This window comes from Halorussus halophilus (genome assembly GCF_008831545.1).
Classification (GTDB): Archaea; Halobacteriota; Halobacteria; order Halobacteriales; family Haladaptataceae; genus Halorussus; species Halorussus halophilus.
Window position 1 is genome coordinate 936,242 of the sequence record NZ_CP044523.1, and the last position, 25,837, is coordinate 962,078.

Here is a 25,837-nt window from a genome sequence, read left to right on the forward strand (position 1 = left end):
TCAGTCGCGGCCGTGACCGTGCCCGTCCTCGCGTGCCGCGTAGCCGGACAGGTCCTCGAACGAGGTGCCGAACTGCTCCTCGAAGAGTGCGCGAGTGTCGGCTTCGATGTCTCGAACGTCCTCACCGACCGCGCCCTCGCTGGAGCGAACTGCCTCGTACATTTGCTGGGTGCAGGCCATCATCGCTACGTCCGCGACCACGTCCGTCGGAGCGTCCTCTTCGGTGCCGATCAGGTCCACGAGCGCGGCGGGCAGTTCCAGTTCGGTGCTATCGCCCGCGCTCTCGATGGTGAACGTGACGGTTTCGCCGTTCATAGTAGCCCTACGACGTTCTCGTCCGAGGCGGTGCCTGCGACTTCGACCCACCCTGTTCCGTTCTCTTCTCGGGCTTCGAACGGTCCGAAGGTGTAGGTCCCCGTCTCGTCCGGTGCTTCGGCGTAGTAGACCACATCCGGACTGGTCCTCGGGTCCACGTCGAAGTAGACGTACTTCCTGCCCTCGGGCGCGTCGGTGGTATCGACCATGTCTGGGGCACTGTCGCCACCGCTCGCTACGTTCCACTCCTCGGGAATCTCGTCTCGGAGTCGCACTGACTCTTCCGCGCTCGCAGTGAGTCGAACCCGGTTCGTTTCGCCGCTGTCGAACGCCGAACCATCGTCTCGGCGCTGACCCGACACCGAGAGAGACTCTGCTTCCGCGTCACCGGGATTCGGTTGCGTCGGTTCGCCGTCCTCCTTGACGATGGTGAATTCGTCTACGACCGTGCCGTCGATGGCGACGTACTCCCCGCGGATTCGCTCGTCGGTCACGTCCAACTGCACCGCGCCGTAGTGGTCGCTGTCGCGGAAGGCAGTCCACTCGGGTGGTTCGTTGTGCTGGAAGCCGTAGTGGCCCGACCCGCCGGTTCCGTTGACGACGTACGTCGTGCCGGTCTCTGCGACCGCCTCTCCCCGAATCGGCTTCGAGCGCTCGTAGGAGTGGTTGTGGCCCGCCAACACGAGGTCCACGTCGTACTCGTCGAAGTACGGTCCCCAGAGGTCCCGCAGGTCCTGGCGAGCGTCGTGGTCGCCGTCGGTCCAGAAACCGCTGTGCATGTAGACGACTATCCACTTCACCGAGTCGTCTGCGTCGGCTTCCTTAAGCGTCTCTTCGACGTACTCGCGCTGGCGCTCGTTGTAGAAGTACGACGCTTCGGTCCGACAGCGGGTGTCCTGCAGTGGGATGAACTCTTCGCCGCGAGCGTAGTCCCCACAAGCGTCCGCAGAGGTGTTCAGACCGACGAACAGTGTGTTTCCGTACTGGAAGTCGTACCACCGTTGTTTGGAGGTGAGGTTCGGGAGACCAGGGTCGTCGAACGGCATCAGTTCGTTCAGGCGGGCGTCGTACTGGACGAACCCCTGTCCGGGTTCCTTCTCGTGGTTGCCCGGCACCGTGAGGAACTGATTGCTCGCGTAGAACTCCTCGAACGACTCGAAGTACTCGTCCCACGTGAACGGGTAGCCGTTGGCGTACGCGATGTCGCCGACGCCCAGATGGAAGTCGGGGTCGAACGACGCCGCGCGGTCGAGGACTCGAACTGGATTGTCGTCGTCGGCCCGCTGGAATTCGTTGTCCGGGTCGGCGATACCGTGGTCGCCGACTGCCGTAACTCGGAGGCTCGTTTCGCTGTCTGGCGGTGCAGTCCGGAAACTGAACGTCTCGGACGTGGTGTCGCCGTGGACGACGCGATACTCATAGCTCGTGTCCGGGTCGAGTCCGGTGAGTTCCGCGGTGTACGCGTACAGCCCTTCGCCCGGTACGACGGTCTTGTCTGCGTCTGCGGTCTTCGAGAAGTCCTCGCCGTACTCCACGTGCCCGCCGAGTATCTCGTCGCCGGTCCATCCGACTCGTGCCTGCCGCTTCGGATTGGTACCGAACGAGACGTGGACGCCGGTCGGGCCGTCGAGCAGACCGTCGCTCGCCCGGCCAGTCGAAGTTGGGAAGACGGGCACGCTCCCGGCCATCGCGGCCACGCCAGCCCCCTTCAGCAGGCTTCGGCGGTCGATGTCCGGACGCTCGCCGTCGCTATTCGCGTCTCTCATGGTCCAACTCAGGGGGCGCACTCGGGTTAAATTTCTTGGCCGGAGCGTAGAATATAGTGGCCCGTCGTTCAGACCGAATCCGTCCCGAGTATGCAACAGTCTACGCCGAACTCGCCCCGCGCCGCTCGTCCCGAATCGCCCGAAGTACGTCCTGTCGAGCGACGATACCGACGAGTTCGCCGTCCTCCACGACCGGCAAGCGATTGATGTCGCGCTCGTCTTCGACCAGCAGGTCGAGGATGCGGTCGATGTCGGTGTCGGGCGTCACCGTCACCACGTCCTCGCTCATGATGGTGCTGACCGGTTTTCCGGCGTGTTTCAACAGGTCGAGTTCGGTGTCGAGTTCGTCCCACGACAGGTCGATGGCGTACTCCAGCGATTCGAGGAACGGCGGGAAGCCGATGGGAATCCACAGCGTCCGGTCGCTCGGTTGAAACAGATGCACGAGGTCGTGTTGCGTGACGACGCCGACGACTTCGCCGTCGTCGTCCACGACTGGATAGCCGTTGAAGTCCGCGCGAGCGAGGCGGGTTAGTACTTCGCTAATTTCGTCGTCGGGATGAACCGTCTCGACGTCCGTCGTCATCAAGTCGCGGGCGTGCATACCTGATAGAAGGCAGTCACACGTTGTATGGTTTCCGGCGAGACAGTTCGTGCGAACGTTCGAATACCGGGACGCAACCAACTGCTTCCGTGTCGTCGTATTTGCCCGTCGCGTTGGTCTTGCTTCTGCCGTTCGTGAGTCACCACTGGCTATCCAGCCAACCTTTACCCCCGCAGATAACCTACCCGAAGACATGGGGGAACAGTACGTCTGCGAAGCCTGTGGAAAGGAGTTCGACAGCGAGCGGGAGCTACGGGACCATGTCTACGCCGTGGGACTGGTCGAGTAAGCCACCGCCCGGAGACCGGCCCGACCTACCAGAGCCACCTCAGTCGCTGGCGTGACGGTCGCGCCGCGACGGCGGTGGAATCTGCGCTTGGCTCGACCTCGGATTGGTCGGCAACAGACATCGGTCGCGTTCGTGGTTGACGTGCGCGTACTCGCTTGGCGTGTTCGCCAGCGAGTGCGCCGGGTTGACGTCGCTGTCCAGTACAGCGGCGCGTAGTTCACCGAACCCACAGATTCGCGCCCGGATGCCTCGCCAGTGGTGGCGCGTCGGCCGCGGGACCGACAGCTTCCGCGGCGGTTTGTGGTCGGAACGTCGGGTCGCCAGCGCCGCGCTGTTGACGTTCGCCGCGAGGTCGTCGTGGTCTACCAGCACGCCGACGCGCGCGTCGGCAGGTGCGCGAGCAGCCAGTACGTCCAGTCCGAGGTGGAGCGCCCGGTACTCGGCGATGTTGTTGTCGCCGACGCTGTCGTCTGGTATTGCCAACCGTGCGACTCGCTCGCCGTCCCGCGTCTCGATGATGACGCCGAGACCGCCGCCGCCACTCTCTAAGCTGTAAGAGCCGTCTGTGGCGACGTAGAAGTCTCGGTGATGGGTGCGCGGCGGATGAGCGATGTGGGGCGTCGGTGATTCGTCGAACAGTGCCCGGAGTTGGGAGGGACGGCCGTGAACGGCCATATTTCGCGTATCGATTTACTCCAACTTAAACTTATGGCCAATATCTGCCACATAGGGGTACGAGCTATAGAACCGCCGATAGGACGGGCGAATAGTGTGACACACCCCAGCATATTTATGTGCGAATAGGCGTTGTAACGGGTATGGCGCAAGACGAAAGCGCGTCCCGACGAACGTTCTTGAAAACTGCTGGCGCGGCTGCGGCAACCGCGTCTGTCGCCGGGTGTACCGGCGGCGGTGGACAGGATACGAGTACTACGACGAGTGGGTCCGACACGACTACGGACTCCGGGACAGGAACGACGGAAAGTGGCGGCGAAAACATGGGTGACTTCCCGGTCACGATTACGCAGGGTCAGATGCCCTCCACGCTGGACCCGCAGAACCACCGGGAGACGCCGACGGACAACGTGGTCCTTCACGCCTACGAAGGGCTACTCGCCCGCGACCGCAAAGGCAAAGCGCAGGCCGAACTGGCCACGGAGTGGGAGCGCACGAGCGACGGCGTCGTCAAGTTCCAACTCCGCGAAGGAGTCACGTTCCACAGTGGCAACGACCTCACGCCGGAGGACGTGGCGTTCAGCATCAACCGCATCGTGAAAGAGGACGTGAGCATCGCCAGTCCGCAGTCCGACCAGCTATCGGGCGTGACTGGAGCGTCCGTCGTAGACGGCGAGCGGGCCGTCGAAGTGCAGTCCGACGGCCTGAACCCTATCGTGTTCTCGCTGTTCGCGACGTACTGCGACATCATGGAGAAGCAGTGGGTACAGGACCGGAGCAAGTCGGAGGTCGCGAAGGACATGAACGGAACCGGACCGTTCAAACTCGAAAACTATCAGGAGAACGTTCAGGTCCGACTGTCGCGTAACGAGGACTACTGGCGAGAGCCGGCAGCCGTCTCGACGCTGACGTTCCGCGCGGCCAAAGAGTCGAGTACTCGCGTGAACCAGTTGCTCGAAGGCGAGACGGACGTCATCGTTAACGTCCCGCCGCAGGAAATCGGCCGCGTCAAGGGGTCCGGGTCGGCGCGCATCGCGGCGGTGCCGAGTACCCGAATCATCTACAACGCGATGCGGTACGACGCAGAGCCGTTCTCCAGTCCGAAGTTCCGGCAGGCGATGAACTACGCCATCGACCTGAACAGCATCCTCGAAAACATCCTCTCTGGGTTCGGCGACGCGACCGGGCAACCGACGCTCGAAGGGTTCACGGGCTACAACTCGAACGTCAGTGCCTACGCGGCGAACAAGTCCAGAGCGGAGACGCTCGTCGAAGAGAGCGGCCACGCTGGCGTGTCCATCACGCTCCACACGCCGGTCGGTCGGTACCTCAAGGACGTGGAAATCGCACAGGCAGTGTCGAACCAGATCAACCAGTTGAGCAACGTCAGCTGTTCGGTCAAACAGCGCGACTTCGGTGCGCTCGCCGGGCAACTGACGGACGGCAACTTAGAGACCAGTCCGAAGTTCTACCTCATCGGTTGGGGTAACGCGACGTTCGACGCGAGCCAGACCATCATCCCGCTCCTGACGACCGATGGCGCACTCACGTCCTACAGCAACGAGAACGTGGACAGCACCATACAGGAGGCACAGAACACTGGCAACGCCGACCAGCGTTCGAGTCTGCTCCAACAGACGAACAAGACGCTCCACGACGAGGCACCGTGGATATTCCTCAATCGTCAGTACAGCGTCTACGGCGTCAGTCAAAGCGTCGCGTGGCAAGCGCGCCGCGACGAGCGCATCGACGCCTACGCGATGGAACCAAAGCAGTAACTCCACTACTCCGATTTATGACTCCCTTGCCACGATGGGGTGACGTTTGATGTCGATGGGACGGTTCCTTCTGAAGCGCACACTGCAAGGTATCTTCGTCATCTGGGGCGTCGTGACCGCGGTGTTTCTCCTGCGGTTCATCACGCCGGGCAGTCCGATAACGTTCGTCGCGCCGTTGGACGCCAGCCAAGAGCTACGACAGCAAATCGCCCGCGAACTCGGGTTGAACAAGCCGTTTTACGTCCAGTACCTCGACTACCTGTTCAACCTCTTGCAGGGCGACATGGGCTACTCGTACATCTCGGGCACCGAGGCGAGCAACCTCATCTTCGCCCGCCTGCCCGCGACACTTGAACTCGCCGTCGCGGCGAGCATCGTCGCGGTCGTCCTGTCGATTCCGCTCGGCGTCATCAGCGCGACGCGCCGACACGAACCGGCCGACTACGCGGCCACGTCGTTCTCGCTGGTCGGCATCAGCACGCCGAACTTCTGGCTCGGCATCATGCTGGTGTTGCTGTTGTCGGTGCAGTTCGGCTTCTTCCCGACGAGTCGGCGCGGTATCGGTCTCGGGCCTGCACTCGGGATGCTCGTGACCCAAGCGAAGATTTCCGGACTGACCACGTGGTTGTCCCACATCACACTCCCGGCGATTACGCTCGGGACGTACTTCACCGCGCTCATCACGCGTCTGACTCGGAGCGGGATGTTGGACGAGTTAGGCAAACCCTACGTCCGCGCCTCGCGGGCGAAGGGACTGCCTGAAACGCTCGTTCGATACAAGCACGCGCTCCGAAACACGCTGATTCCGGTCGTGACGGTGCTGGGCCTCCAGTTGGGGACGCTCATCGGTGGTGCGGTCATCACCGAGGCCGTCTTCGCGTGGCCCGGACTCGGCACCCTGCTCATCAACGCCATCAACGCGCGCGACTGGCCGTTGATTCAGGGGTCGCTCATCGTCATCGGGGCCGGGTTCGTCATCATCAACATCTTCGTGGACGCGCTGTACGCGCGACTCAACCCGCAGGTGGTTCACTGATGGAGGTAGTTTACTGATGGCTGGTCCGATAGAGAAGTTCGGCGACCTCGTCTGGGGCGCACTCAGTCGCGGGATTTCGCCGCGAACGCTGCGGAATCTCAAGAAAGAACTCCGCCAGAGCGCGCTCGCGAAGACGGGCATCGTCATCGTCGTCCTCATCGTACTGGTGGCGATATTCGCGCCGCTGGTCGCACCGCACAACCCGACGAACCAGAACTTAGACGACGCGCAACTCCCACCGCTTGGGTTCAGCAAGACGACAGAGAAGACGAGTTCGGAGATGGTCAACGGGTCGGTCGAAGTCGTCAACGAGACAGTCGTCATCAACGCGACCGCAGAGTACCCACTCGGAACCGACGCACTCGGCCGCGACATGCTTTCGCGGGTCATCTACGGCGCGCGAACGTCACTACTCGTTGGCCTGTTCGGCACCCTCATCGCCGCGTTAGTGGGGGTGACGATTGGCCTGTCTGCAGGCTACTACGGCGGCAAAGTGGACGACGCGCTGATGCGGTCGGCAGACATCATGCTGGCGTTCCCGTCGCTGGTGTTGGCCGTCGCGTTGGTCGGCCTGTTCGGTAGGGCGGTCGTCTGGTTACCGGACCCGCTCGTAATAGCGGGGGTGACCCCGAATATGCCCGCGAGGTTCGCCCTGCCGGGGACGGTCATCCTCGTGGTCGGCCTCGTGAACTGGGTGTGGTTCGCCCGCGTCGCTCGCGGCGAAGCACTCTCCGTGGAGAGCGAGGAGTACGTCAAGGCCGCACGTTCGGTGGGCGCTGGCGACGGATTCATCCTTCGCAAGCACATCCTGCCGAACAGCGTGACGCCAATCCTCGTGCTCGCGACCATCCAAATCGCGGCCATCATCCTGCTGGAGAGCGCGCTGTCGTTCCTCGGGTTCTCGGGAACGAGCCTCTCGTGGGGCTTCGACATCGCGCAGGGCCGCGACTATCTGGCGTCGTCGTGGTGGATTTCGACGGTGCCAGGCATCGCAATCGTACTGACGGTCATCGGCATCAACCTCGTCGGTGACTGGCTGAGAGACGCCTTGGACCCCGGCATCGAGGGCGAAGGAGGTGGCGTCTGATGGCGGAAGACCTCCTCCGCGTTCGGGACCTCTCGACCCGCTTCTTCACCGAAGAAGGGCAGGTCAACGCCGTCGAACAGGTCAGTTTCGACGTGCGCGACGGCGAGGTGTTCGGCATCGTCGGCGAGTCGGGGTCCGGCAAGAGCGTCACCGCGCTCTCTGTCATCGACCTCGTGGAGTCGCCCGGACGGGTGACGAACGGCGAAGTCTGGTATCGAAACTCGGACCTCGCCGAAGAACTGCGCGGCGACACGCCCGACGCAGTCGATGGCGACTTCGTGGACGTGCGGCGCGCTCCCGAGAACGTCCGTCGAGCGCTTCGCGGACCGTCGTTCAGCACCATCTTCCAAGACCCGATGAGCAGTCTAAATCCCTCGATTACCGTCGGCGAGCAAATCGCCGAGGCGGTCGAAGTCCAGCGACGAGCGCGCTCGAACCCGCGTTCGACGCGCTCGCGAACGCAGGGATTCGGACTGGCGAACTTCATCACCAGCACCGTGCTTCCGTCTCAGCAGTACGTCAGCGAAGACAGTCACGCCCGCGCAGTCGAACTGCTCGAACAGGTCGGCATTCCCGACCCCGCAGAGCGCGCCGAGGAGTATCCCCATCAGTTCTCCGGCGGGATGCTCCAGCGGGCGATGATTGCCCAAGCACTCGCTGGCGAACCGGACCTGCTCATCGCCGACGAACCGACCACTGCGCTGGACGTGACGATTCAGGCCCAGATTCTGGACCTACTCCGTGACCTCCAGGAAGAGACCGACATGAGTATCGTGATGATTACGCACAACCTCGGCGTCATCGCCCGCATGTGCGACCGCGTCGGCGTGATGTACGCGGGAGAGGTGGTCGAGCGCGGCGAACTCGAAGACGTGTTCGACGAGTCGGTTCATCCCTACACGAAAGGACTGTTGGGGTCGATTCCGGACCTCGAAGACCCCGCACCGCGACTGCAACCCATCGAGGGCAACGTGCCCGACCTCATCGATTCGGAGATGGAGAACCGCTGTTACTTCGCCGACCGCTGTCCGAAAGCCATGGAAGAGTGTCTACAGAAACCACCTGAGTTCGAAGTCGGCGGCGACTCCGGCGAGCACGCTGCGAAGTGTTACCTCGTGGAACACGACTACGACCCCTCGCAAGCGCTTCCGGACGATTACTTCGAGGGCGAGAGCGAGGCGCGCGAATCCGAGACAGAGCGCGTCTCGTCTACGAGCGGGGAAACGGCGAGTACAGACGGGGGTGAGCGCCGATGACTGACCCCCTCGTTCGCGTCGAAGACCTGCACAAGTACTACTTCCAGCAGGACGACTTGCTGGACCGAATTCTCGGCAAAGAGCCCGAAAGCGTGCAAGCAGTCGATGGCGTCAGCTTCGAGGTCGAACAGGGCGAAACCTTGGGGCTGGTCGGCGAGTCTGGGTGTGGCAAGTCCACGACCGGCGAGACGTTGCTCCGACTCCGCGACGCGACCGACGGAGAGGTCTACTTCGACGGCGAGAACGTCTTCGAGATGGACGATTTGACGCAGTTCCGAAAACGCTCGCAGGTCGTCTTCCAAGACCCGTTCTCCAGTCTCGACCCGCGAATGACGGCGGGCGAGATAATCCGCGAACCGCTCGACGTTCACGGTATCGGGACCAAAGAAGACCGGCGCGAGAAGGTCGCGGAACTGCTCGAACGGGTCGGTCTCTCGGCGGGACAAATCGACCGCTACCCCCACGAGTTCTCCGGCGGCCAGCGCCAACGCATCGGCATCGCTCGGGCCTTGGCGCTCGAACCGGACTTCATCGTCTGCGACGAACCAGTGTCGGCGCTCGACGTATCTGTGCAGGCACAAGTCCTCAATCTGCTCGAAGACCTCCAAGACGAGTTCGGCCTGACCTATCTGTTCATCGCCCACGACCTGAGCGTGGTTCGACACATCTGCGACCGCGTCGCCGTGATGTATCTGGGCGAAATCGTCGAAATCGGGCCGACTGACGAGATATTCGAGAATCCGGGCCATCCCTACACGGAGGCCTTGCTCGAAAGCGTTCCGCGCGCGGACACCAGCGAACACGGCCGCGAGGTCGAGACGCTGTCGGGCGACGTGCCGTCGCCCCGAAACCCGCCCGCTGGCTGTCGGTTCCACACGCGCTGTCCGTACGCCCGAGAAGCGTGTCGGCAATCGGACCCGGAGCGCGTCGATGTCGAGTACGGCGGCGACGACCACGAATCGGCCTGCTTCCGACGCATCGAGGACCACGAGTACTGGGACAGCGAGTCGCTCGAACCGGCCGAGAAGCGCGCCGAGGCGGAACGACCGGCAGACGACTAACAGACGGACTTGAACTGTCCGGCACTACCCTTATCCCCTCGAATATCGTTTCCTTGGCTCCGGCGCGACGCTCAGCGTGTTCGCCCTGATGAGAGAGGGGACGATGACAATCGGGTCATTCGCGTGGCCGTACGCGGTCACACTGAGAATCTCGCACCGACTACCAACCATGAGCCACAACGAATCGGGGAGCGTCTCACCCCCACACGTCTCGGCGCAGGACGTACTGCCAGTCAACAGCGAGAGCGAGACGTTAGACGAAGTGTTTCGTGCGCTGGCCGACCACCGTCGACGATGCGTCTGTCACTACCTCGCGCGCCGCGAAGAGGGCCTGAATGTCGCCGAACTCGCCGAACTCGTCGCCGCCTCGATGAGCGAGAAGACCCGTGCAGTCCTCACCTCGGCCGAAATCGAGAAGACGAAAGCGGAACTCCAACAACTGCACCTCCCGAACTTGACCGAAGCCGGAATCGTCGAACACGACGACGAAGCCGGTGTCGTCAAATTGGCTGGTTCTACGGAGGTAAGGGAGTTCCTCGAAGCTGCAGAGGCGCTAGATTTTGGCTGAGGAGACGATTCCCGGCGAAAGGGTTTATAAGTTTGTCCGACAACTTTCAAATAACAACTTATGTCGGATATCGACCCGACGCCCGACAGGTCACTAGCCACCGACATTTGCGTTCTTCACGTGGACGACGACGAGAAGTTGCTGGAAGCGACGAAAACCGCACTCGAACGAACAGACCACATCGATTGTGTCGAAACGACGACGACGGCGAGCGAGGCACTCACACTCCTCGACGAACGAGAGATACACTGCGTCGTCTCCGACCAGAATTTATCCGAGCACGACGGCATCGAGTTGTTAGAGGCCGTTCGACGCGACTACCCGAATCTCCCGTTCATCCTCTTCACAGGTACCGGGAACGAAGACGTAGCGAGTCAAGCCATCTCGGCGGGCGTCTCGAACTACCTCCAGAAAGGTAGTTCGACGGATATCATCGACGTACTGTCGAAGCAGGTCCACGAAGCGGTGTTCCAACGCCGCGTCGAAGAGGAGATGCACCGCGGGTTCGAGGCGATAGAAACCGCCAAAGAAGGTATCGCCATGTTGGACGAAGAGGGAGAGTTCAACTACGTCAACGAGGCGTTCGCCGAAATCTTCGGCTACGAACAGCGGTCGCTCGTCGGCAAGAGATGGGAGACGTTGAATCCTGAGGGAATTCTGGGCCGACTCACCGAAGAGATTCTCCCCGAACTCGAACGGACGGGCGAGTGGTCCGGCGAAACCATCGGCAAGAGAGACGATGGTTCCACGTTCGTCGCCGACGTGACGGTTTCGGAGACGAAAGTCAGCGGCCTCGTCTGCGTCGTCAGCGACATCACCGAGCGAAAAGAGCGCCAAGAAGAACTGCGAAGACAGAACGAACGTCTCGACGCGTTCGCGGGGACCGTCTCCCACGACCTCCGAAATCCGCTGAACATCGCGTCGGTGTATCTCAACATGGCCCGCGATTCGGGGGAGGACGAGCACTTCGACGAACTCGAAAACGCCCTGAATCGCATCGAGAACATAACGTCCGACCTGTTGGAGTTGGCCAGAACTGGCGAAGAGAACATCGACCCCGAACCGGTGCGAATCACCCACCTCGTCGAGACTGTCTGGCGCGGCACCGAGACTAACGGCGCGGAACTGGTCGTGGAGTTCGACGACGACACCGAACTCGTCGCCGACGAAGACCGACTGACCGAACTGATTGCGAATCTGTTTCGCAACGCAATCCAACACGCCGGAAGCTCCGTCCGCGTCGGCACCGGACCCAAAGAGGACGGGTTCTACATCGAAGACGACGGTCCCGGTATCCCGGAGGAGGAGCGCGAACGAGTGTTCGAATCGGGGTACACCACCGCCGACAGTACGGGGTTCGGACTCAGTATCGTCCAGAGCGTCGCCGAGGCTCACGGGTGGGATGTCGAAATCACGGAGAGTGACGCTGGTGGGGCGTGCTTCGAGTTCGAAGGCGTGGAGTACGTTTAAACACCGGACCCTGATTGCAGGGCACAGAAATTAAACTTTAAGTCCGAATACGGAATAATAATGTAGTTATCTTTCTAATAGCCAAAAGGACCTATGAAATACCCAACCCGTTCGCCTCGACGAACTTTCCTCCGCATCATGGGGGTCTCTGCAGCAACAGGTATAGCAGGCTGTCTCAATACAAATGAAACGCAGAGCTACGGGTTGATCGTCGTTAACTACCAGAGTAGCTCACAAGAGATTAGCGTGACTATAACTCGAAACGATACCTCGAAAACTCTTCTTAACGATACGTATACGCTAGGTAGCGAAGAGCGTATCTCCGAGGAGGCGGTGTTCGATAGTGCTGGAGCGTACACGATATCTGCGAATGTGGCCGGAGGAACGAGCGCGAGTACTGATTTCACCGTTCCGGAAGACGATCAACTACCCGCCAGTTCTTACCATATCCATCTCACGGCAGAAGGCGAGTTGAACCTATTTTTCCCCTCTCCGTAGTCGGAAGCCTACGTGAACGGATATTCTTGGAAGTTCGAGACGAAGGCCTCCACGTCCTCGTTGTAGTTAGCGAACTCGTCGTAGGTGTAACTCCACTGTGGCATGATGTGCTTTACCATCTTGATGGCGTGACTGTACTCCCAATAGTTGCCACCCAGATGGGCATCCTTGTGTATCGGGGTCGCTTCGGTGTGTGTGTACACGTCGACGCACCATTCATTGAAGTTCGAGTCGTACCACTCGAATAGCCGGACGTGAAGTTGCCAGTCGGCAGTATCGATACTACTGCTGATTCGCCGCATTGACGCTGCAGACCAATCGTACAGACTTGTATGTTCGGCATTCTGATACGACGCGATGACGTGCGTATTGAAACCATGGTTCCGGAAAGCGTCTTCCGCCTGTTCGATGTCATATCCGCGCATCGTTCCGGCGAGACTGTCGGACTGAACTGACCACGTCGAACCGTTACCGATCTCTTCCATGATGCCGTTGACTACACTGGTTCCTTCCGACCAACAGCCTATTTTTCCAATCGAAGAGAGTAGACGGATAGTTGACCGGTAGTCGCTTCAACCGAAAACTACGACGGGGTGCGACTCGTCCAAAAGGTATCTCAGCAATGACTACTCGTCCTGCTGAGCGTCCACGACCGCAACGCCTGCCAAATTCACGATGTCCTTGACCTCGTCACCGCGCTGGATGACGTGGACCGGTTTGTCCATGCCGACGAGCATCGGGCCAGTCGCGTCCGCGCCGCCGAGGCGCTGGAGGAGTTTGTAGCCGATGTTCCCCGCTTCGAGGTTCGGGAAGACCAGCACGTTCGCCGGGTCTTCGAGGTCCGAGAAGTCGTACGTCCCCGTCAGGATGTCCTCGACGACTGCGGTGTCGGCCTGCATCTCGCCGTCCACCGGGAAATCGACCGTCTTGTCCTCACGGAGCATCTTGGCGGCCTGTCGGGGCTTGCGGGTGCCCTCGTTGTCTACGCTCCCGAAGTTCGAATAGGAGAGCATCGCCGCGCGCGGTTCGACGTTGAATCGGCGTGCGAGTTCGGCGGTGTGCTTGGTCACTTCGGCCAGCACCTCCTCGTCGGGTGCCTGGTTGACCGTCGTGTCCGCACAGAAGACGACGCGGTTCTTGAACGTCATCATGTAGACGCCAGCGGCGTAGTTGGCGTCCTCGGCGGTGCCGATGACCTGAAGCGGCGGGCGCAGGGCGCTCGGGTAGTGGTGGGTCAGGCCGGTCAGCATCGCGTCGGCGTCGCCCTGTTCGACCATCACGCTACCGAAGTAGTTGCTGTCCTTGCGAATCAGGTCCTCGGACTCGCTTTTCGTGATTCCCTTGCGCTGGCGGAGTTCGTAGAGTCGGTCGGCGTACTCGGGGTGGTCGCCGTTCGCGGGGTCCGCGATTTCCGGGTCGAACGCGAGTCCGAGGTCCTCTGCGGTCGTCTCGATGGTCTCGCGGTCGCCGATGAGGATGGGGTTGGCGATTCCCTCTTCGGCCATCTGGTAGGCCGCGCGAATCATCTTCTCGTCGTCGCCCTCGGCGAGTGCGACCCGCTTGGGGTCGGACTTGGCCTTGTTGAGGACGACGCGCATCATCTCTCTCGACTTGCCGAGTCGCGCTTCGAGTTCCTCGACGTACTCGTCGGTGTCGAGTTCGCTTCTGGCGACGCCGCTCTCCATCGCGGCCTCCGCGACTGCGGGTGCGACTTCGAAAAGGACGCGAGGGTCGAGCGGTTTCGGAATGATGTACTCCGGGCCGAACTGGAGGGGTTGGTCGCCGTAGGCTTTGACGACGGCGTCCGGCACGTCCTGTTTCGCGAGGTCTGCGAGGGCGCGTGCGGCGGCGATTTTCATCTCCTCGTTGATGTCGCTGGCGCGCACGTCGAGCGCGCCGCGGAAGATGAACGGGAACCCGAGCACGTTGTTGACCATGTTTGGGTAGTCCGAACGGCCCGTGGCCATGATGACCGTGTCGTCACGGGCGTCTTTGGCGTCCTCGTAAGCGATTTCGGGGTCCGGGTTCGCCATGGCGAAGATGATGGGGTCGTCGGCCATCGATTGGACCATCTCTTGGCTGACGATGCCACCGACCGAGAGGCCGACGAACACGTCTGCGTTCTCCATCGCGTCTGCGAGGTCGCCTTCCGGAATGTCGCGAGCGAACTGCGTCTTGTACTCGTTCAGGTCGCCGTGTTCCGCGCGGTCCTCGGTGATAATACCCGAGGAGTCACACATGATGATGTTCTCCTTGCGCGCGCCGAGAGAGACGTAGAAGCGGGCGCTCGCGATGGCGGACGCGCCTGCGCCGGAGAAGACGATTTTGAGGTCTTCTAAGTCCTTCCCGTTGATTTCTGCCGCGTTCAGCAGGGCTGCCCCGCTGATGATGGCGGTGCCGTGCTGGTCGTCGTGGAAGACGGGAATGTCCATCTGCTCGCGCAGCGACTCCTCGATTTCGAAGCACTCCGGCGCTTTGATGTCCTCCAGATTGATGCCACCGAAGGTCGGTTCCATCGCCGCCGTCGAGCGAATCAGGTCCTCGGGGTCCGCTTGGTCGAGTTCGATGTCGAACACGTCGATGTCGGCGAATCGCTTGAACAGTACCCCTTTCCCCTCCATCACCGGCTTGGAAGCCTGCGCGCCGATGTCGCCGAGTCCGAGTACCGCGGAGCCGTTCGAGACGACCCCCACGAGATTCCCCTTCGCGGTGTACTTGTACGCGTCGTCTTCGTTGTCCGCGATTTCGCGGCACGGCGCGGCCACGCCCGGCGAGTACGCCAGACTCAGGTCGCGCTGTGTGTTCGTCGGCTTAGTCGTCGAAATCTCCAACTTCCCGGGTGGGTCTTCCCGGTGATAGTCGAGTGAATCCTCGTCTAATCCCATGCAGGGAGCACTCGTGTGAGGGAGTAAAAAACTACCCGAACCCGTCGAATTTGACATCGACAAACGTCGAAATCAGGTCAGGTCGAGTCAGGTCAAACATCTTTGACTAGTACGTCGGCGCGTGCCAACGCCACGTCGTAGTCCCATCCGTCCACGACGGTCGTCGGCCACTGTCCGGTCGTCGTCAGCACTTCGAGGCCGTCCTCGGTCACCAACACCGTGTCCTCGCTCTTGGCACCCTGGACGGTGGGATTCCACGCGTAGGCCATCGGCGTCGTCACCTCGGCGTCGCTTTCGGGTGTCGCCACCCATTCGCGTCCGGCGAACCCGGCGGCACCACCCTGATGGTGGTTCTGCCACTCGTCGGCGTAGCCGACGTGTTCGTAGGCGGCCTGAATCGCGTCGAAGACGTCTCCGGCGTCGCCGCCGAGGTCGGCGACTGCTTGCGTCGCGCCGAGTGCGGTCATCTCCACGATGCGGGCGGCTTGGTGCTTGTCGCCGAGTTCGTTCAGTTCGGGCGCGGGGTTCTCCTCTTCACCGAAGGCGACCGTCCGGGTCATACTGGCGTGCAGGCCGTCGCGCTCTGCGGTCACGGACACCAGCGCGTAGTCGCCCAGCTCGCGGTGCTTCGGCGTGTAGTGGCGGTACTGCTGGGCGCGCTCGGACCCACCGACGAGTGCGACTGGCGCTTCGATGCCGCGTGCGGAGAGCGCGACTCGTAGTGCGGAGGCGACCTCCGACTCCACGTCGCCGGGTTGGAGTTCCCGGCAGACCGCCTCGACTGCTTCGGCAGTGTCGTAGCCCAAATCGCGGTAGTTCTCGATATCCTCCTCGGTGAGTGGCTGGCGGAGCGGCGAGGCGTCCACAGTGTCGAAGTTGGGCACGTCGAAGTCTGCGGCCGCGGGTCGGGGGCTCTGGTCGGCGACTGCTTCCGCGAGCGACGAGTCGTACCACTGAAACTCGGTCACTGTCACGTCGTCGTCCAACTCTTCCTCGCGGAGTCGGTCGGCTTCGATGTTGTTCGTGACGACGGAGAGTTCATCGCCGTCGTAGCCCACTGCGGCGACCCCCACGTCGCCCTCGCGGTCTACCACGTTGTCGCCGCCGGTCAACCACGTGAAGGAGTTCGGGCGCGCGAACCAGACGGCTTCGAGGTCGTGTTGGTCGAGGTAGATGTCGAGGCGTTCCTGCTTGGTCATTACTCGTGGATTGTTCGGGAAATCCTTGAAGGACTTGGATTCGGGAAGTGAGTTTGGAGTGGTGTTTGTGACGGAGAAGACCGGATGATGGGATGGCCGCTGGCAGACAGAACGCAGACAGCGAGACGCTATCTACTCCCGAGACAAAGCCGCGCCCTCGCTCCACCTCGCTTACCGCCGGACGCCACAGAGTGGCGTCCAAACGCTCGGTTCCGGTCGCCCGCTCCCACCAAGGGAAGCCCTCGTCGCTCGCTTCACTCACTCCTCGCCCTTCATCCACCGGCAGAGGTTGCTCTGCCGAGCCTTCGTTCGCTCCGCTCACGAAGACACCAAGGCAGGTTCCCCATTTCTCCCCGCTCGCGCCATCCGGCGCGACCGCATCCTGTGGCCGATGTCACAATCCACGAAACGGAACCTAACCAACCGCCCGAAACGCGAATTCTCACTGGAATCAGTCCGCGCGGCCGCAGAGCGGCCGCGCTCCTGCGGATAGCCGGGAGCGGCGAAGCGAGACGTGGAACGACCGAAGGGAGTAAGCACCGAGTGAGGGCGCGGCTTTACACGGCTTCAGTCCGCTTCGAACTATCTTCGTCTGCGGTTACAGTTGAGGTTCCAACGAACTCCCGAACGCCCCCGAGTTCCGATTCCCAGATTCTGAAGACGGTCGGACAGACCTAAGTACGAACGCCCGATAGCTCCACTAAGAGCAAACACATGGTTCGCTATCGCCACCTCGCCGCCGTGACTACGGGGCTGACGTTCGCGCTCATCCTGCTCGGCGTCTACACCGCCGCGATGGGTGCCGGGCTGTCCTGTTCGGCCCAGTGGCCCCTCTGTGACGGCGGGGTCCTCCCCCAGACGTTCCCCAGTTTCGTCGAGTGGTTCCACCGACTGATTGCGATGATAACCGGCTTCTTCATCATCGGCACGACTGTCGGCGCGTGGAAGTACCACAGCGAGAAGCGCATCCGCGGGGCCGCTACGCTCGCACTGGCCGTGACCCCACTGCAAATCGTCCTCGGTGGTGCGACCGTTCTCGTCTACACGCCGCTCGTGCAGGTGGCCCACCACGCCGCCGCGATGATAATCTTCGGGGCGCTCGTGGCGACGACGCTCTGGTCCTACGAGGCCGAAACTGCCACTGGTGGTTCCAGTGCCGACGCGGCCGCGGGCTATCCCAGCGACGATTGACTGGCCAGCGGCGACTGACAAACCAACGACGACTGAACCTGTTTTTAGCTCGTCTATCTTCCGAATTTGGACGTTTCACGCCAACTACTATATACTATCAGATTGCACGTAGCCGCGGGGGAAACACATGGACATCGACAGGCGGACGTTTGTCAAGGGGAGCGCAGGAGCTATCGGCGGACTCACGGTCGGCGGACTCGTGAGCGCACAAGACGGCGAAGTAGTTCGAATCGGGTCGGACATTCCGTACAAGCCGTTCGAGTATCGCAATCAGGATGGTGAAATCGTCGGTTTCGACGTAGACCTCGCTGGGGCGATTTTCGAGGAACTGGGGACGGACTACGAGTTCGTCCAGACGGGCTTCGACACCATCATCCCGAGTCTGAACAACGGGAACTTCCGCATCATCATGTCCGCGATGACCATCAACGACGAGCGCGCGGAGAAAGTGGATTTCTCGGACCCGTACTTCGTCGCCTACCAGACTGTGGCGATTTTGCAGGGGAGCGACATCAGTTCGGTCGAAGACCTGCGCGGCCAGACAGTCGCCGTCCAGAAAGGGACGACTGGCGAAGGAGCGGCGGAGGACCTGCAAGAGCAGTTCGGTGGCGACCTGACCATCGACAGCTACGACCAGATTACGGGTGCGTTCAATGCGCTTCTGAACAACCAAGCTGTCGCAGTCATCAACGACAACACGGTCAACGTGCAGTTCACGCAGGACAACGAGAATATCGTGCTGTTGGAGGGCGAGGGTGTTGCCGCAGAGCGAGGTGAAGCCGCGCCGGATTACCTAACGCTGACCGTCGAGGAGTACGGCATCGCGTTCCGGCAGGACGACGACGAGTTCCGCCAGCAGGTCAACGAGGCACTAACTGCGGTCATCGAGAGCGGTCGGTACGAAGAAATCTACCGCGAGTATTTCACGGGTGATCCGCCAGCGTCTATCTTGGAACGTGGTCAGGTGACCACGATGGGCGGAACCACGACAGTGAGCAACGGAACCGCGACCAATGAAACCGAGTCGGGAACTACCGAGGGTAGCTAAGTTGCTCAACTGAATTCCGTAATTTTTGCATATTGTTTGGGAGAACTGGCTGCCGAAGCCAAAGCGTCAACAGAAGACATTGAACTCTTCCGAATCAAAAAAAGTAAACCTACATAGCCTAAATGAGTGGCTATCACACACATGAAGCGACGAACCTTTGTCAAGGGCAGTGCTGGCATCACCACCGGATTGACGCTCGCAGGCTGTATCGGCGGCGATGGTGGCGGAGAGGGAGAGAGCACGACGACCGAATCGACGGACACGACTGCGTCGGGAACTTCGGCGGAAGAGACGACCTCCGGCGAAAGTTCGAGCATGGATGGACCAGTCGTCATCGGGTCGGACATCCCCTACCCGCCCTTCGAGTACCGCAACAACAGCGGCGAGCTCAAGGGATTCGACGTGGACATCGCGAAGGCGCTCTTCGAAGAGGAGATGGGCATCGGATACGAGTTCAAGAAGACTGGCTTCGACACCATCATTCCGAGCCTGAACAACGGGAACTTCCGCATCATCATGTCCGCGATGACCATCAACGACAAACGTGCCCAGAAGGTGGACTTCTCGGACCCGTACTTCACGGCGTACCAGACCGTCGCAATCCGGAAAGGCGGCGACATCTCCAAACTCGAAGACCTGAAGGGGACGACGGTCGCGGTCCAGAAGGGGACGACTGGCGAAGGTGCCGCAGAAGGTCTCAAAGAACAGTTTGGCGGTAGCTTGACCATCGACAGCTACGACCAGATTACGGGCGCGTTCAACGCGCTCCTGAACAATCAGGCCTCCGCGGTCATCAACGACAACACGGTCAACGCGAAGTACGTCAACGAACAAGACAACGTTGTCTTCCTCAAAGGCGAGGGCGAGGCCGCGAAACAAGGCAAGAACGCGCCGGACTACCTCACTCTCACCGTCGAGGAGTACGGCATCGCGTTCCGACAGGACGACGACGACTTCAAGAAGAAGGTCAACGAAGCACTCGCGGCAATCAAAGAGAGCGGCAAGTACGACGAAATCTACAACGAGTACTTCGGCTCCGGCTCGAACTAACGCCCGAGCGAGGCTTTTTGGTCGTTGCTAACGCTTGATACACATCGATTCACAATGGCGGAAACATACTCAGACGAACCGACTGTAGAGGAGCGCCGGTCGTCGGACGGACTGTTGACCGACGAGCGAGTCAAGTGGTTCGGCATAGCGGTCGCTGGGCTGTTTACCTCGGCAGTACTCTACTTGCTGTACCGCATTCTGACCGACTTCGTGGACTACGAGCTGATGGCGGCGGTGTTTCCACGGTTCGTGGACGCCTACATTCTAGTCCTCAAAATCTTCCTCGTTTCGGCGGTACTCTCGCTCGTCGCCGGGACGATGGTCGGGTTGGGACGAGTGTCACGGACGAAGTTCACCAAAGCAATAGCGACGGGCTACGTCGAGTTCTTCCGTGGAACGCCGTTGCTGTTCCAGATTTTTATCATCTACCTCGGAATCCCGGCCTTCTGGCGGGCTTCGCCAGAGCCGTTTCCCATCGCGAACTGGAATATCCCTGCTGCGATCATCGCTCTAACGCTAAACCACGCCGCGTACTCCGGCGAGGCAATCAAAGGCGGTATCACGGCGGTTCCGGACGGCCAGATGGAGGCCGCCCGGTCGCTCGGGATGTCCTACATCGACTCGATGCGGGAGGTCATCCTGCCCCAAGCGGCCCGAAACGCGCTCGCGGCACTCGGCAACGACCAGGTCATCCTCGTGAAAGACACCTCGCTACTGACGGTCATCGCGGTGCCCGAAATCATCAGCGTCTTCCGGAACGTCAACAGCAACACCTTCGACGCGTGGACACCGATCGTCCTCGTGGCCATCTCGTATCTCGCCATCACGTTGCCGCTCGGAAAACTCGTGCGCTATCTCGAACGCCGCTCTGACTGGGGTGGTAGCGATGCCTAACGTGCCTGCCGTGGAGTTCGACGGCGTGGACAAGTACTTCGGCGAGACGCACGTCCTCAAAGACGTCGACCTCGAAATCGACGAGAGCGAAGTGGTCGTCATCATCGGTCCCAGTGGGAGCGGAAAATCGACGCTACTTCGCTGTGTGAACCGCCTCGAAGAAATTCAGGACGGTGACATCCGTATCCAAGGAACGTCCATCACCGACCCCGAGACGGACCTCAATCGCCTGCGTCAGCGCATCGGCATGGTGTTCCAGAGCTTCAACTTGTTCCCACACAAGACGGCGCTCCAGAACGTCACGCTCGCGCCCGAGGAGGTCCGTGGAGTGCCCAAATCGGAGGCCGAAGAACATGGTCGAAGCCTACTCGCGGAAGTCGGACTCGGAGACCAAGCAGATTCGTACCCCAACCAGCTCTCCGGTGGCCAGCAACAGCGTGTCGCCATCGCTCGCGCGCTGGCTATGGACCCGAGCGTGATGCTGTTCGACGAAGTGACGAGCGCACTCGACCCCGAACTCGTCGGGGAAGTGCTGTCGGTAATGCGGAAGCTCGCCGAGGAAGGGATGACGATGCTGGTCGTCACCCACGAGATGGGGTTCGCCCGCGAAGTCGGTGACCGAATCGTGTTGATGGCCGATGGAAACATCGTCGAAACTGGTCCCCCCGAGCAGTTCTTCGAGCATCCCGGAACTGACCGGGCAAAACAGTTCCTCGCGCGGGTGGAGTGACGCCCGAGTCAGCGTCCGTTCTGGTTCACTTGCGTTTCCTGTCGGCGTCTCGATTTTGTTTGAACTGTCCAACTAGACGCCGAAATCTCTATCCGTGTGAAACTAGCTATCACACGGGTACAGATGGCGTTAGAAAGCATCGACGCGGGCATCTGGTCCATCGTTCCGGCACTGTTGGCGATTACACTGGCGTGGACGACCCGAGATGCGATCATCGGACTGTTCGTTGGTATCGCAAGCACCGGACCGATTTACGGTGCGATAAAACCCGCTACCGTCGGCGTTCCGAAGGAGTTCGTCGGGAGTATCAGTGGACAGGCGCTCGGCGCACTGTTCGGTCTCAAAGTAATCCCGACGCTCGTCGCCACCGCGCCGCTGTTCAGTAGCGCGTGGTACGTCGAAAACGTCCTGATAGCTATCTTCGCTATCGGCGGCATGATCGGCTTGATGATTCGGTCGGGGGCGATTCAGGGCGTCCTCGAATCGCTCGCGAGTTGGGCCGACTCGTCGGAAGACGCCGAGAAGGCCGCCTTCCTCGCAGGTATCGCTATTCACATCGACGACTACTTCAACTGTCTCGTGGTCGGGTCGATGCTTCGACCGCTGACCGACCGCTTCGACGTGTCGCGGGCGAAGTTGGCGTACTACGTCGATAGCGCCGGGAGTCCGGCCGCACGCCTCGCGTTCTACTCGACGTGGGGCGCAGCACTTATCGGGTTCATCGGCGCGGGTCTCACGGAAGCCCAGAAACAGGGGAATCTTCCGTCTGACATGAGTCAGTTCGTCACGGGCACCGGAGAGAGCGCCAGCGCGGCCACGGCACAGGTCTGGCCGCTGTTCTTCAACAGCCTCTTCTTCGGCTTCTACTCGTGGGTGGCGCTCATCATCGCGGCGGGCGTCGCGTGGCAGGTCGTCCCGAACATCTTCGGCATGGGCGACGAGGAACGGCGCGCCCGCAAGGAAGGAAAGGTCGTCGGCGACGACCACGACCCGATGATTTCGAAGGAGATGGACGAGTACGAGATGGCAGAGACGGCGACTCCCGACTGGCGGAACTTCGCCATTCCCATCGCCACGATGGTTGCCGTCGGTCTCGGGGCGATGTTCTGGCGCAGTAGCCCAGTCGTGCACGTCGCTGGCAAGCCGGAGAACGTCCTGTTCTCGCTCGGCGGCTACCAGTTGATGGTGCCGCCAGCAGGCCCGTGGGCGTTCAACATTGGCGGCGTGAAGTTGGGTCTCGCGGCAACGACGGCGCTCGTCGTGGCGTTCGTCCTGTATCGCGTGAAGGGCGACATCCCGAGCAACGACGACGCGACGGACGCGATGTTGCGCGGGTTCAAGGGTATCTTCCTCGCGGCACTCATCCTGATGCTCGCCTCTACGATTCAGAACAGCGTCACCACGCTCGGCATCGCCAACTTCGTCACCGACTGGTTCTCCGGCGTTCCAGCGGCCGTCGTGCCGTTCATCATCTTCGCCGCGACGGCAGGAATCAGCTTCTCCGACGGCAGTTCGTGGTCCACCTACGGCATCATGTTCCCCATCGCCATCCCCGTGGCGTTCACGACCGGTGCGAACCTGCCGCTCGTGATGGGCGCGGTGTTCAGCGGTGGTATCTTCGGTGACCACTCCTCGCCGATTTCGGACACGACGGTGCTGGCGTCCTCGACCAGTGGGAGCGACCACTTGGTTCACGTCAAAACGCAGATTCCCTACGCCGTCGCCGCGGCGAGCATTGCAGGGGCACTGTTCCTCCTTCTGGGGTTCGTTCTCCCCGAAGGCTTCGTCGTCATCCCGTACTGAACCGGAAGCTGATTTTTAGGCGGTTTAGGGGACGATACGACGTTCGAATGACCCGTCCAGCACCATCCTTATGCAGCCCAATCGCCACCTCTGTCCAGTGACGAACGATGAAAGAAACGACAATGAAAGAAGATGCAGTCCGAACGCTGGTCCCCCGAAGTATCGAGAGTACAGAGGTGTTGGTCAGCACTGACCCCGGCGAGATATTCCTGGACGTGCCCGCGTCGAGTCCGCGATACATTCGCATCCGTGAGGACGAAATCGTCCAAGAGGGAGACGTTCGTTCGCGCGAGAAGAACGAACTCGAATCGGCCGGACTCACGAAGTGGCAGATAGCGAAGATAGACCCCGACCGAGTCATCGGCATCGACACCGAGACGAGCGACCGTCGAACGTGGAAACGAGAGACGCTGGAACGCCAGCTCGTTACCGGCGGACTCAGCACGAATCTGACCGACTTCGAGCGCGTCAGCGTGACTCGAACCGATGGGTGGAACGACGAGGGGGCCGGACCGTCGGCCGAGTCCGTCGTCGCGGTGGCCTACGGGAACGACGGCCAGAAGTTCACGCAGACGTATCGAATTCTGGACGACGAGACGGCGAGCGAGGAGCGGCGACTCACGCTATCGAAGTCCGACAACGAAGTAGAATCGTTCGAAGACGACCTTCGGGAGCGATTCACGCAGGCCGTCGAACTCGCGCTTCGGAGCGAAGGGTACGCGGTCTAAGCGCCGCTCGACTCGCCGCTCGTTTCCACCGCTACGCCGTGCCCGACTAACCTGCTCTCGTTGCCGAGCGTCTGTTCGACGACGTCGCTCGCGACCCGGTCCTCGAACTGGTAGAGCGCGTGCGCTCGTTCACAGAGGTCGCGAACCTCCGTGACGTTCAACTCCTCCTCTTCGCGAAGATACGAGGGCAACTCAGCCACTGCGGCGGTCGTCCGGTTCGCTCGTATCTCGACCGTTCGAGCGCGCACGACGAACCCCGACAGCGACGTTCGGTACTCGCCTTTCGAAATGTCGCCGTCCTCCCACGACTCGGTGAGGTTCCCCCGCGCTGATTCGAGGGCTTCGACGTACGCCTCGATGGTCTCGACTTCTTCGGCGAGTAGTTCGGCGCGCTCCTCGGCCGAACTCGCGTTAGCCAATCGCTCGGAGAGCGTTCGATTCCAGAGTTCGCCCTCGACCGCCGCTTCCTGTGCGCCGACGACACCAGCGAGTTGCTGACCCGGTGGCACCGTCGTCGCGTTCGTACTCTCGTTCGCCGTCGTCGTCCCCTCGTCTGGGGCCGACGGCGGGCCGGAGTCAGCAGTGGCGGCACCGGCGAGACACCCCAGTACCAGCAACCCCATCGCTACCCAGAGTACCCGTTTCATCACTGGTTACCTCGCACTCGACGGGCAATAAGCCGACGTTACTGAACTCGGATTAACGCGAATTAATGCCGATTCACGGGTTAAGCCTCCTTTCTCCGAAACTATGGCTCCTGCCGGGGCAGCGCGAGGACGTTCTCGCGCCCGAGGCGGAAACTCTCGATTTTGCCCTCCTCGCGCAGGCGTCCGACTACTTGACTGGTCTTCGCCTCGGTCCACCCTAGCTCGGAAACGATTGCTTTCTGCTTGACGCGGCCGTTGTGCCGTTCGAGGACGCGCAGGACGCGCTCTTCGTTGCTGAGGAGGTCTTCGGGCGGTCTGTCGTCGGTCGTGTCGCCTTCGTCCTCTTCGGGGGCCGCTCCGTCGCGGCGGCGGAACAGCCACCACGCACCGCCGAGTCCGACGACGGCCACTCCACCCGCCAGCGCGGCGAGAAGCCACGTCGGCAAGTCGAGCCAGTTGGGCAAGTCGAAGGGGCCGCTTCCCGGCACCGAGAGGACGATTCGCGGCTCGTTCATCGTGAACTCGGTGGGACCGACCCAGAGCGCGCCACGCTCGCGCCGTTCGTCTGGCGTCGGTCGGACCGTCGTCGCCTCGTACTCCTCGGGCCAGGAGATGAGCAGTCGCGTCTTCTCGTCTAACACCAACCCAGAGAGGGCGTCACCGAGGTGCATCTCGCTACCACCGACTGCCGCGAACCCCGTCCAGCGGAACGAGTAGACGACGACGCCGTAGCGCTGGGGGAACTCCCGCAGGTCGGCGTCTACCGTGAAGTTCGTCCCGTTCATCTCGCGGCCGGTCGCCTGCTCCGCTCCCGAGATAGTCCCGCGCATCCGGCGCACGAACTGTTCGCTGTGTTCGGCCGAGTCGTTCTCGATGTCGGATTGGAGGCTCCGAAAGGCCTCCGTGGTCTCTTGGTCGTCCAAGCGAGTACGGTACTCGACCTCCCACGTCGCCGACCCGTTCTCGTGAACTTGCACGCGCATGACGATTGTATCGGGCGTGACGCCGTTGGCCTGCGCGAGGTTGGTAGTTGCGGTCGTCGGGTTACTGGCGATTGCCGCAGAGCTACTAGCAATCGCCGTAGTTCCACCAGCCGCTCCAAACTCACCAGCAGTCGCTCCCGCTCTCTCGGCAGTCGCCCCGGCCCCACCGGCAGTCGCGGGGACGGTCGTCGCCAGACAGACGGCGACCACCACGACGACCGCAGAGAACTCACCTCGCCCCATCTACACACCCTTCCAACCCCGACCGAAAAAGGG

General features: G+C 61.5%; 24 protein-coding genes. 15 read left to right on the forward strand and 9 right to left on the reverse strand.

Translation table 11 applies throughout. The features are described from left to right. The 4 genes from F7R90_RS04595 to F7R90_RS04610 all read right to left on the reverse strand — a co-directional run bounded on the left by F7R90_RS04595 (window position 1) and on the right by F7R90_RS04610 (window position 3,649). Window positions 1-315, reverse strand: a complete 315-nt coding sequence (locus tag F7R90_RS04595) for a DUF7545 family protein (RefSeq protein ID WP_158056094.1) — start codon at window positions 313-315, stop codon at window positions 1-3. Next, on the reverse strand, window positions 312-2,081 hold the full coding sequence (locus F7R90_RS04600) for a purple acid phosphatase family protein (protein ID WP_158056095.1): 1,770 nt from the start codon (window positions 2,079-2,081) through the stop codon (window positions 312-314). The genes F7R90_RS04595 and F7R90_RS04600 overlap by 4 nt, the downstream gene beginning before the upstream one ends. A gap of 100 nt (window positions 2,082-2,181) precedes the next feature. Next, window positions 2,182-2,685 carry a CBS domain-containing protein gene (locus tag F7R90_RS04605; RefSeq protein WP_158056096.1) on the reverse strand — a complete coding sequence of 168 codons (504 nt, stop codon included), beginning with the start codon at window positions 2,683-2,685 and terminating at the stop codon, window positions 2,182-2,184. Window positions 2,686-3,013: 328 nt separating this feature from the next. Next, window positions 3,014-3,649, reverse strand: coding sequence for a reverse transcriptase-like protein (locus F7R90_RS04610; protein ID WP_158056097.1), 636 nt, complete (start codon window positions 3,647-3,649; stop codon window positions 3,014-3,016). A 143-nt stretch (window positions 3,650-3,792) separates the two neighbouring features. On the opposite strand from F7R90_RS04610, the gene F7R90_RS04615 reads away from it, so the two are divergent. The 8 genes from F7R90_RS04615 to F7R90_RS04650 all read left to right on the forward strand — a co-directional run bounded on the left by F7R90_RS04615 (window position 3,793) and on the right by F7R90_RS04650 (window position 12,403). Continuing rightward, on the forward strand, window positions 3,793-5,427 hold the full coding sequence (locus F7R90_RS04615; RefSeq protein WP_158056098.1) for an ABC transporter substrate-binding protein: 1,635 nt from the start codon (window positions 3,793-3,795) through the stop codon (window positions 5,425-5,427). A gap of 49 nt (window positions 5,428-5,476) precedes the next feature. Beyond that, window positions 5,477-6,463, forward strand: coding sequence for an ABC transporter permease (locus tag F7R90_RS04620; RefSeq protein WP_158056099.1), 987 nt, complete (start codon window positions 5,477-5,479; stop codon window positions 6,461-6,463). Between the two features lie 16 nt (window positions 6,464-6,479). Beyond that, the gene (locus tag F7R90_RS04625; RefSeq protein WP_158056100.1) at window positions 6,480-7,550 is read left to right on the forward strand and encodes an ABC transporter permease; all 1,071 of its coding nucleotides are present in this window, start codon (window positions 6,480-6,482) and stop codon (window positions 7,548-7,550) included. Beyond that, the gene (locus F7R90_RS04630) at window positions 7,550-8,806 is read left to right on the forward strand and encodes an ABC transporter ATP-binding protein (protein WP_158056101.1); all 1,257 of its coding nucleotides are present in this window, start codon (window positions 7,550-7,552) and stop codon (window positions 8,804-8,806) included. The genes F7R90_RS04625 and F7R90_RS04630 overlap by 1 nt, the downstream gene beginning before the upstream one ends. Further along, window positions 8,803-9,867, forward strand: coding sequence for an ABC transporter ATP-binding protein (locus F7R90_RS04635; RefSeq protein WP_158056102.1), 1,065 nt, complete (start codon window positions 8,803-8,805; stop codon window positions 9,865-9,867). Before F7R90_RS04630 ends, F7R90_RS04635 begins: the two co-directional genes overlap by 4 nt. A gap of 169 nt (window positions 9,868-10,036) precedes the next feature. Continuing rightward, window positions 10,037-10,435, forward strand: coding sequence for a DUF7344 domain-containing protein (locus tag F7R90_RS04640; protein WP_158056103.1), 399 nt, complete (start codon window positions 10,037-10,039; stop codon window positions 10,433-10,435). 60 nt (window positions 10,436-10,495) lie between these two features. Continuing rightward, window positions 10,496-11,905, forward strand: a complete 1,410-nt coding sequence (locus F7R90_RS04645) for a hybrid sensor histidine kinase/response regulator (RefSeq protein ID WP_158056104.1) — start codon at window positions 10,496-10,498, stop codon at window positions 11,903-11,905. Window positions 11,906-12,043: 138 nt separating this feature from the next. After that, complete coding sequence (locus tag F7R90_RS04650) at window positions 12,044-12,403, forward strand: hypothetical protein (protein ID WP_158056105.1); 360 nt, start codon at window positions 12,044-12,046, stop codon at window positions 12,401-12,403. Window positions 12,404-12,411: 8 nt separating this feature from the next. Here F7R90_RS04650 and F7R90_RS04655 read toward each other — a convergent pair whose 3' ends face one another. The 3 genes from F7R90_RS04655 to F7R90_RS04665 all read right to left on the reverse strand — a co-directional run bounded on the left by F7R90_RS04655 (window position 12,412) and on the right by F7R90_RS04665 (window position 16,487). Then, the gene (locus F7R90_RS04655; RefSeq protein WP_158056106.1) at window positions 12,412-12,705 is read right to left on the reverse strand and encodes a hypothetical protein; all 294 of its coding nucleotides are present in this window, start codon (window positions 12,703-12,705) and stop codon (window positions 12,412-12,414) included. A 324-nt stretch (window positions 12,706-13,029) separates the two neighbouring features. Then, window positions 13,030-15,288, reverse strand: a complete 2,259-nt coding sequence (locus tag F7R90_RS04660; RefSeq protein ID WP_158056107.1) for an NADP-dependent malic enzyme — start codon at window positions 15,286-15,288, stop codon at window positions 13,030-13,032. 92 nt (window positions 15,289-15,380) lie between these two features. Continuing rightward, window positions 15,381-16,487 (reverse strand): M24 family metallopeptidase, encoded by a 1,107-nt coding sequence (locus F7R90_RS04665; RefSeq protein ID WP_158056108.1) that lies wholly within the window; start codon window positions 16,485-16,487, stop codon window positions 15,381-15,383. A 714-nt stretch (window positions 16,488-17,201) separates the two neighbouring features. On the opposite strand from F7R90_RS04665, the gene F7R90_RS04670 reads away from it, so the two are divergent. The 7 genes from F7R90_RS04670 to F7R90_RS04700 all read left to right on the forward strand — a co-directional run bounded on the left by F7R90_RS04670 (window position 17,202) and on the right by F7R90_RS04700 (window position 23,931). Further along, the gene (locus tag F7R90_RS04670) at window positions 17,202-17,678 is read left to right on the forward strand and encodes a COX15/CtaA family protein (protein WP_158056109.1); all 477 of its coding nucleotides are present in this window, start codon (window positions 17,202-17,204) and stop codon (window positions 17,676-17,678) included. A 133-nt stretch (window positions 17,679-17,811) separates the two neighbouring features. Beyond that, entirely contained in the window at window positions 17,812-18,726 is a 915-nt protein-coding gene (locus tag F7R90_RS04675) for a transporter substrate-binding domain-containing protein (protein WP_192498452.1), read from the forward strand. A 141-nt stretch (window positions 18,727-18,867) separates the two neighbouring features. Further along, window positions 18,868-19,776: a basic amino acid ABC transporter substrate-binding protein gene (locus F7R90_RS04680; RefSeq protein ID WP_158056111.1), complete on the forward strand. Its 909-nt coding sequence runs from the start codon at window positions 18,868-18,870 to the stop codon at window positions 19,774-19,776. Between the two features lie 54 nt (window positions 19,777-19,830). Next, entirely contained in the window at window positions 19,831-20,670 is an 840-nt protein-coding gene (locus tag F7R90_RS04685; protein WP_158056112.1) for an amino acid ABC transporter permease, read from the forward strand. Then, window positions 20,663-21,400 carry an amino acid ABC transporter ATP-binding protein gene (locus F7R90_RS04690; protein WP_158056113.1) on the forward strand — a complete coding sequence of 246 codons (738 nt, stop codon included), beginning with the start codon at window positions 20,663-20,665 and terminating at the stop codon, window positions 21,398-21,400. Before F7R90_RS04685 ends, F7R90_RS04690 begins: the two co-directional genes overlap by 8 nt. Window positions 21,401-21,523: 123 nt before the next feature. Then, window positions 21,524-23,203: a Na+/H+ antiporter NhaC family protein gene (locus F7R90_RS04695; RefSeq protein WP_158056114.1), complete on the forward strand. Its 1,680-nt coding sequence runs from the start codon at window positions 21,524-21,526 to the stop codon at window positions 23,201-23,203. A 107-nt stretch (window positions 23,204-23,310) separates the two neighbouring features. Continuing rightward, the gene (locus F7R90_RS04700) at window positions 23,311-23,931 is read left to right on the forward strand and encodes a hypothetical protein (protein ID WP_225741262.1); all 621 of its coding nucleotides are present in this window, start codon (window positions 23,311-23,313) and stop codon (window positions 23,929-23,931) included. On the opposite strand, the gene F7R90_RS04705 is transcribed toward F7R90_RS04700, so the two are convergent. Continuing rightward, window positions 23,928-24,578 carry a hypothetical protein gene (locus F7R90_RS04705; RefSeq protein ID WP_158056115.1) on the reverse strand — a complete coding sequence of 217 codons (651 nt, stop codon included), beginning with the start codon at window positions 24,576-24,578 and terminating at the stop codon, window positions 23,928-23,930. The two genes, F7R90_RS04700 and F7R90_RS04705, sit on opposite strands and share 4 nt — an antisense overlap. Before the next feature lie 101 nt (window positions 24,579-24,679). Then, the gene (locus F7R90_RS04710) at window positions 24,680-25,804 is read right to left on the reverse strand and encodes a helix-turn-helix transcriptional regulator (protein WP_158056116.1); all 1,125 of its coding nucleotides are present in this window, start codon (window positions 25,802-25,804) and stop codon (window positions 24,680-24,682) included. Window positions 25,805-25,837: the final 33 nt, after the last annotated feature.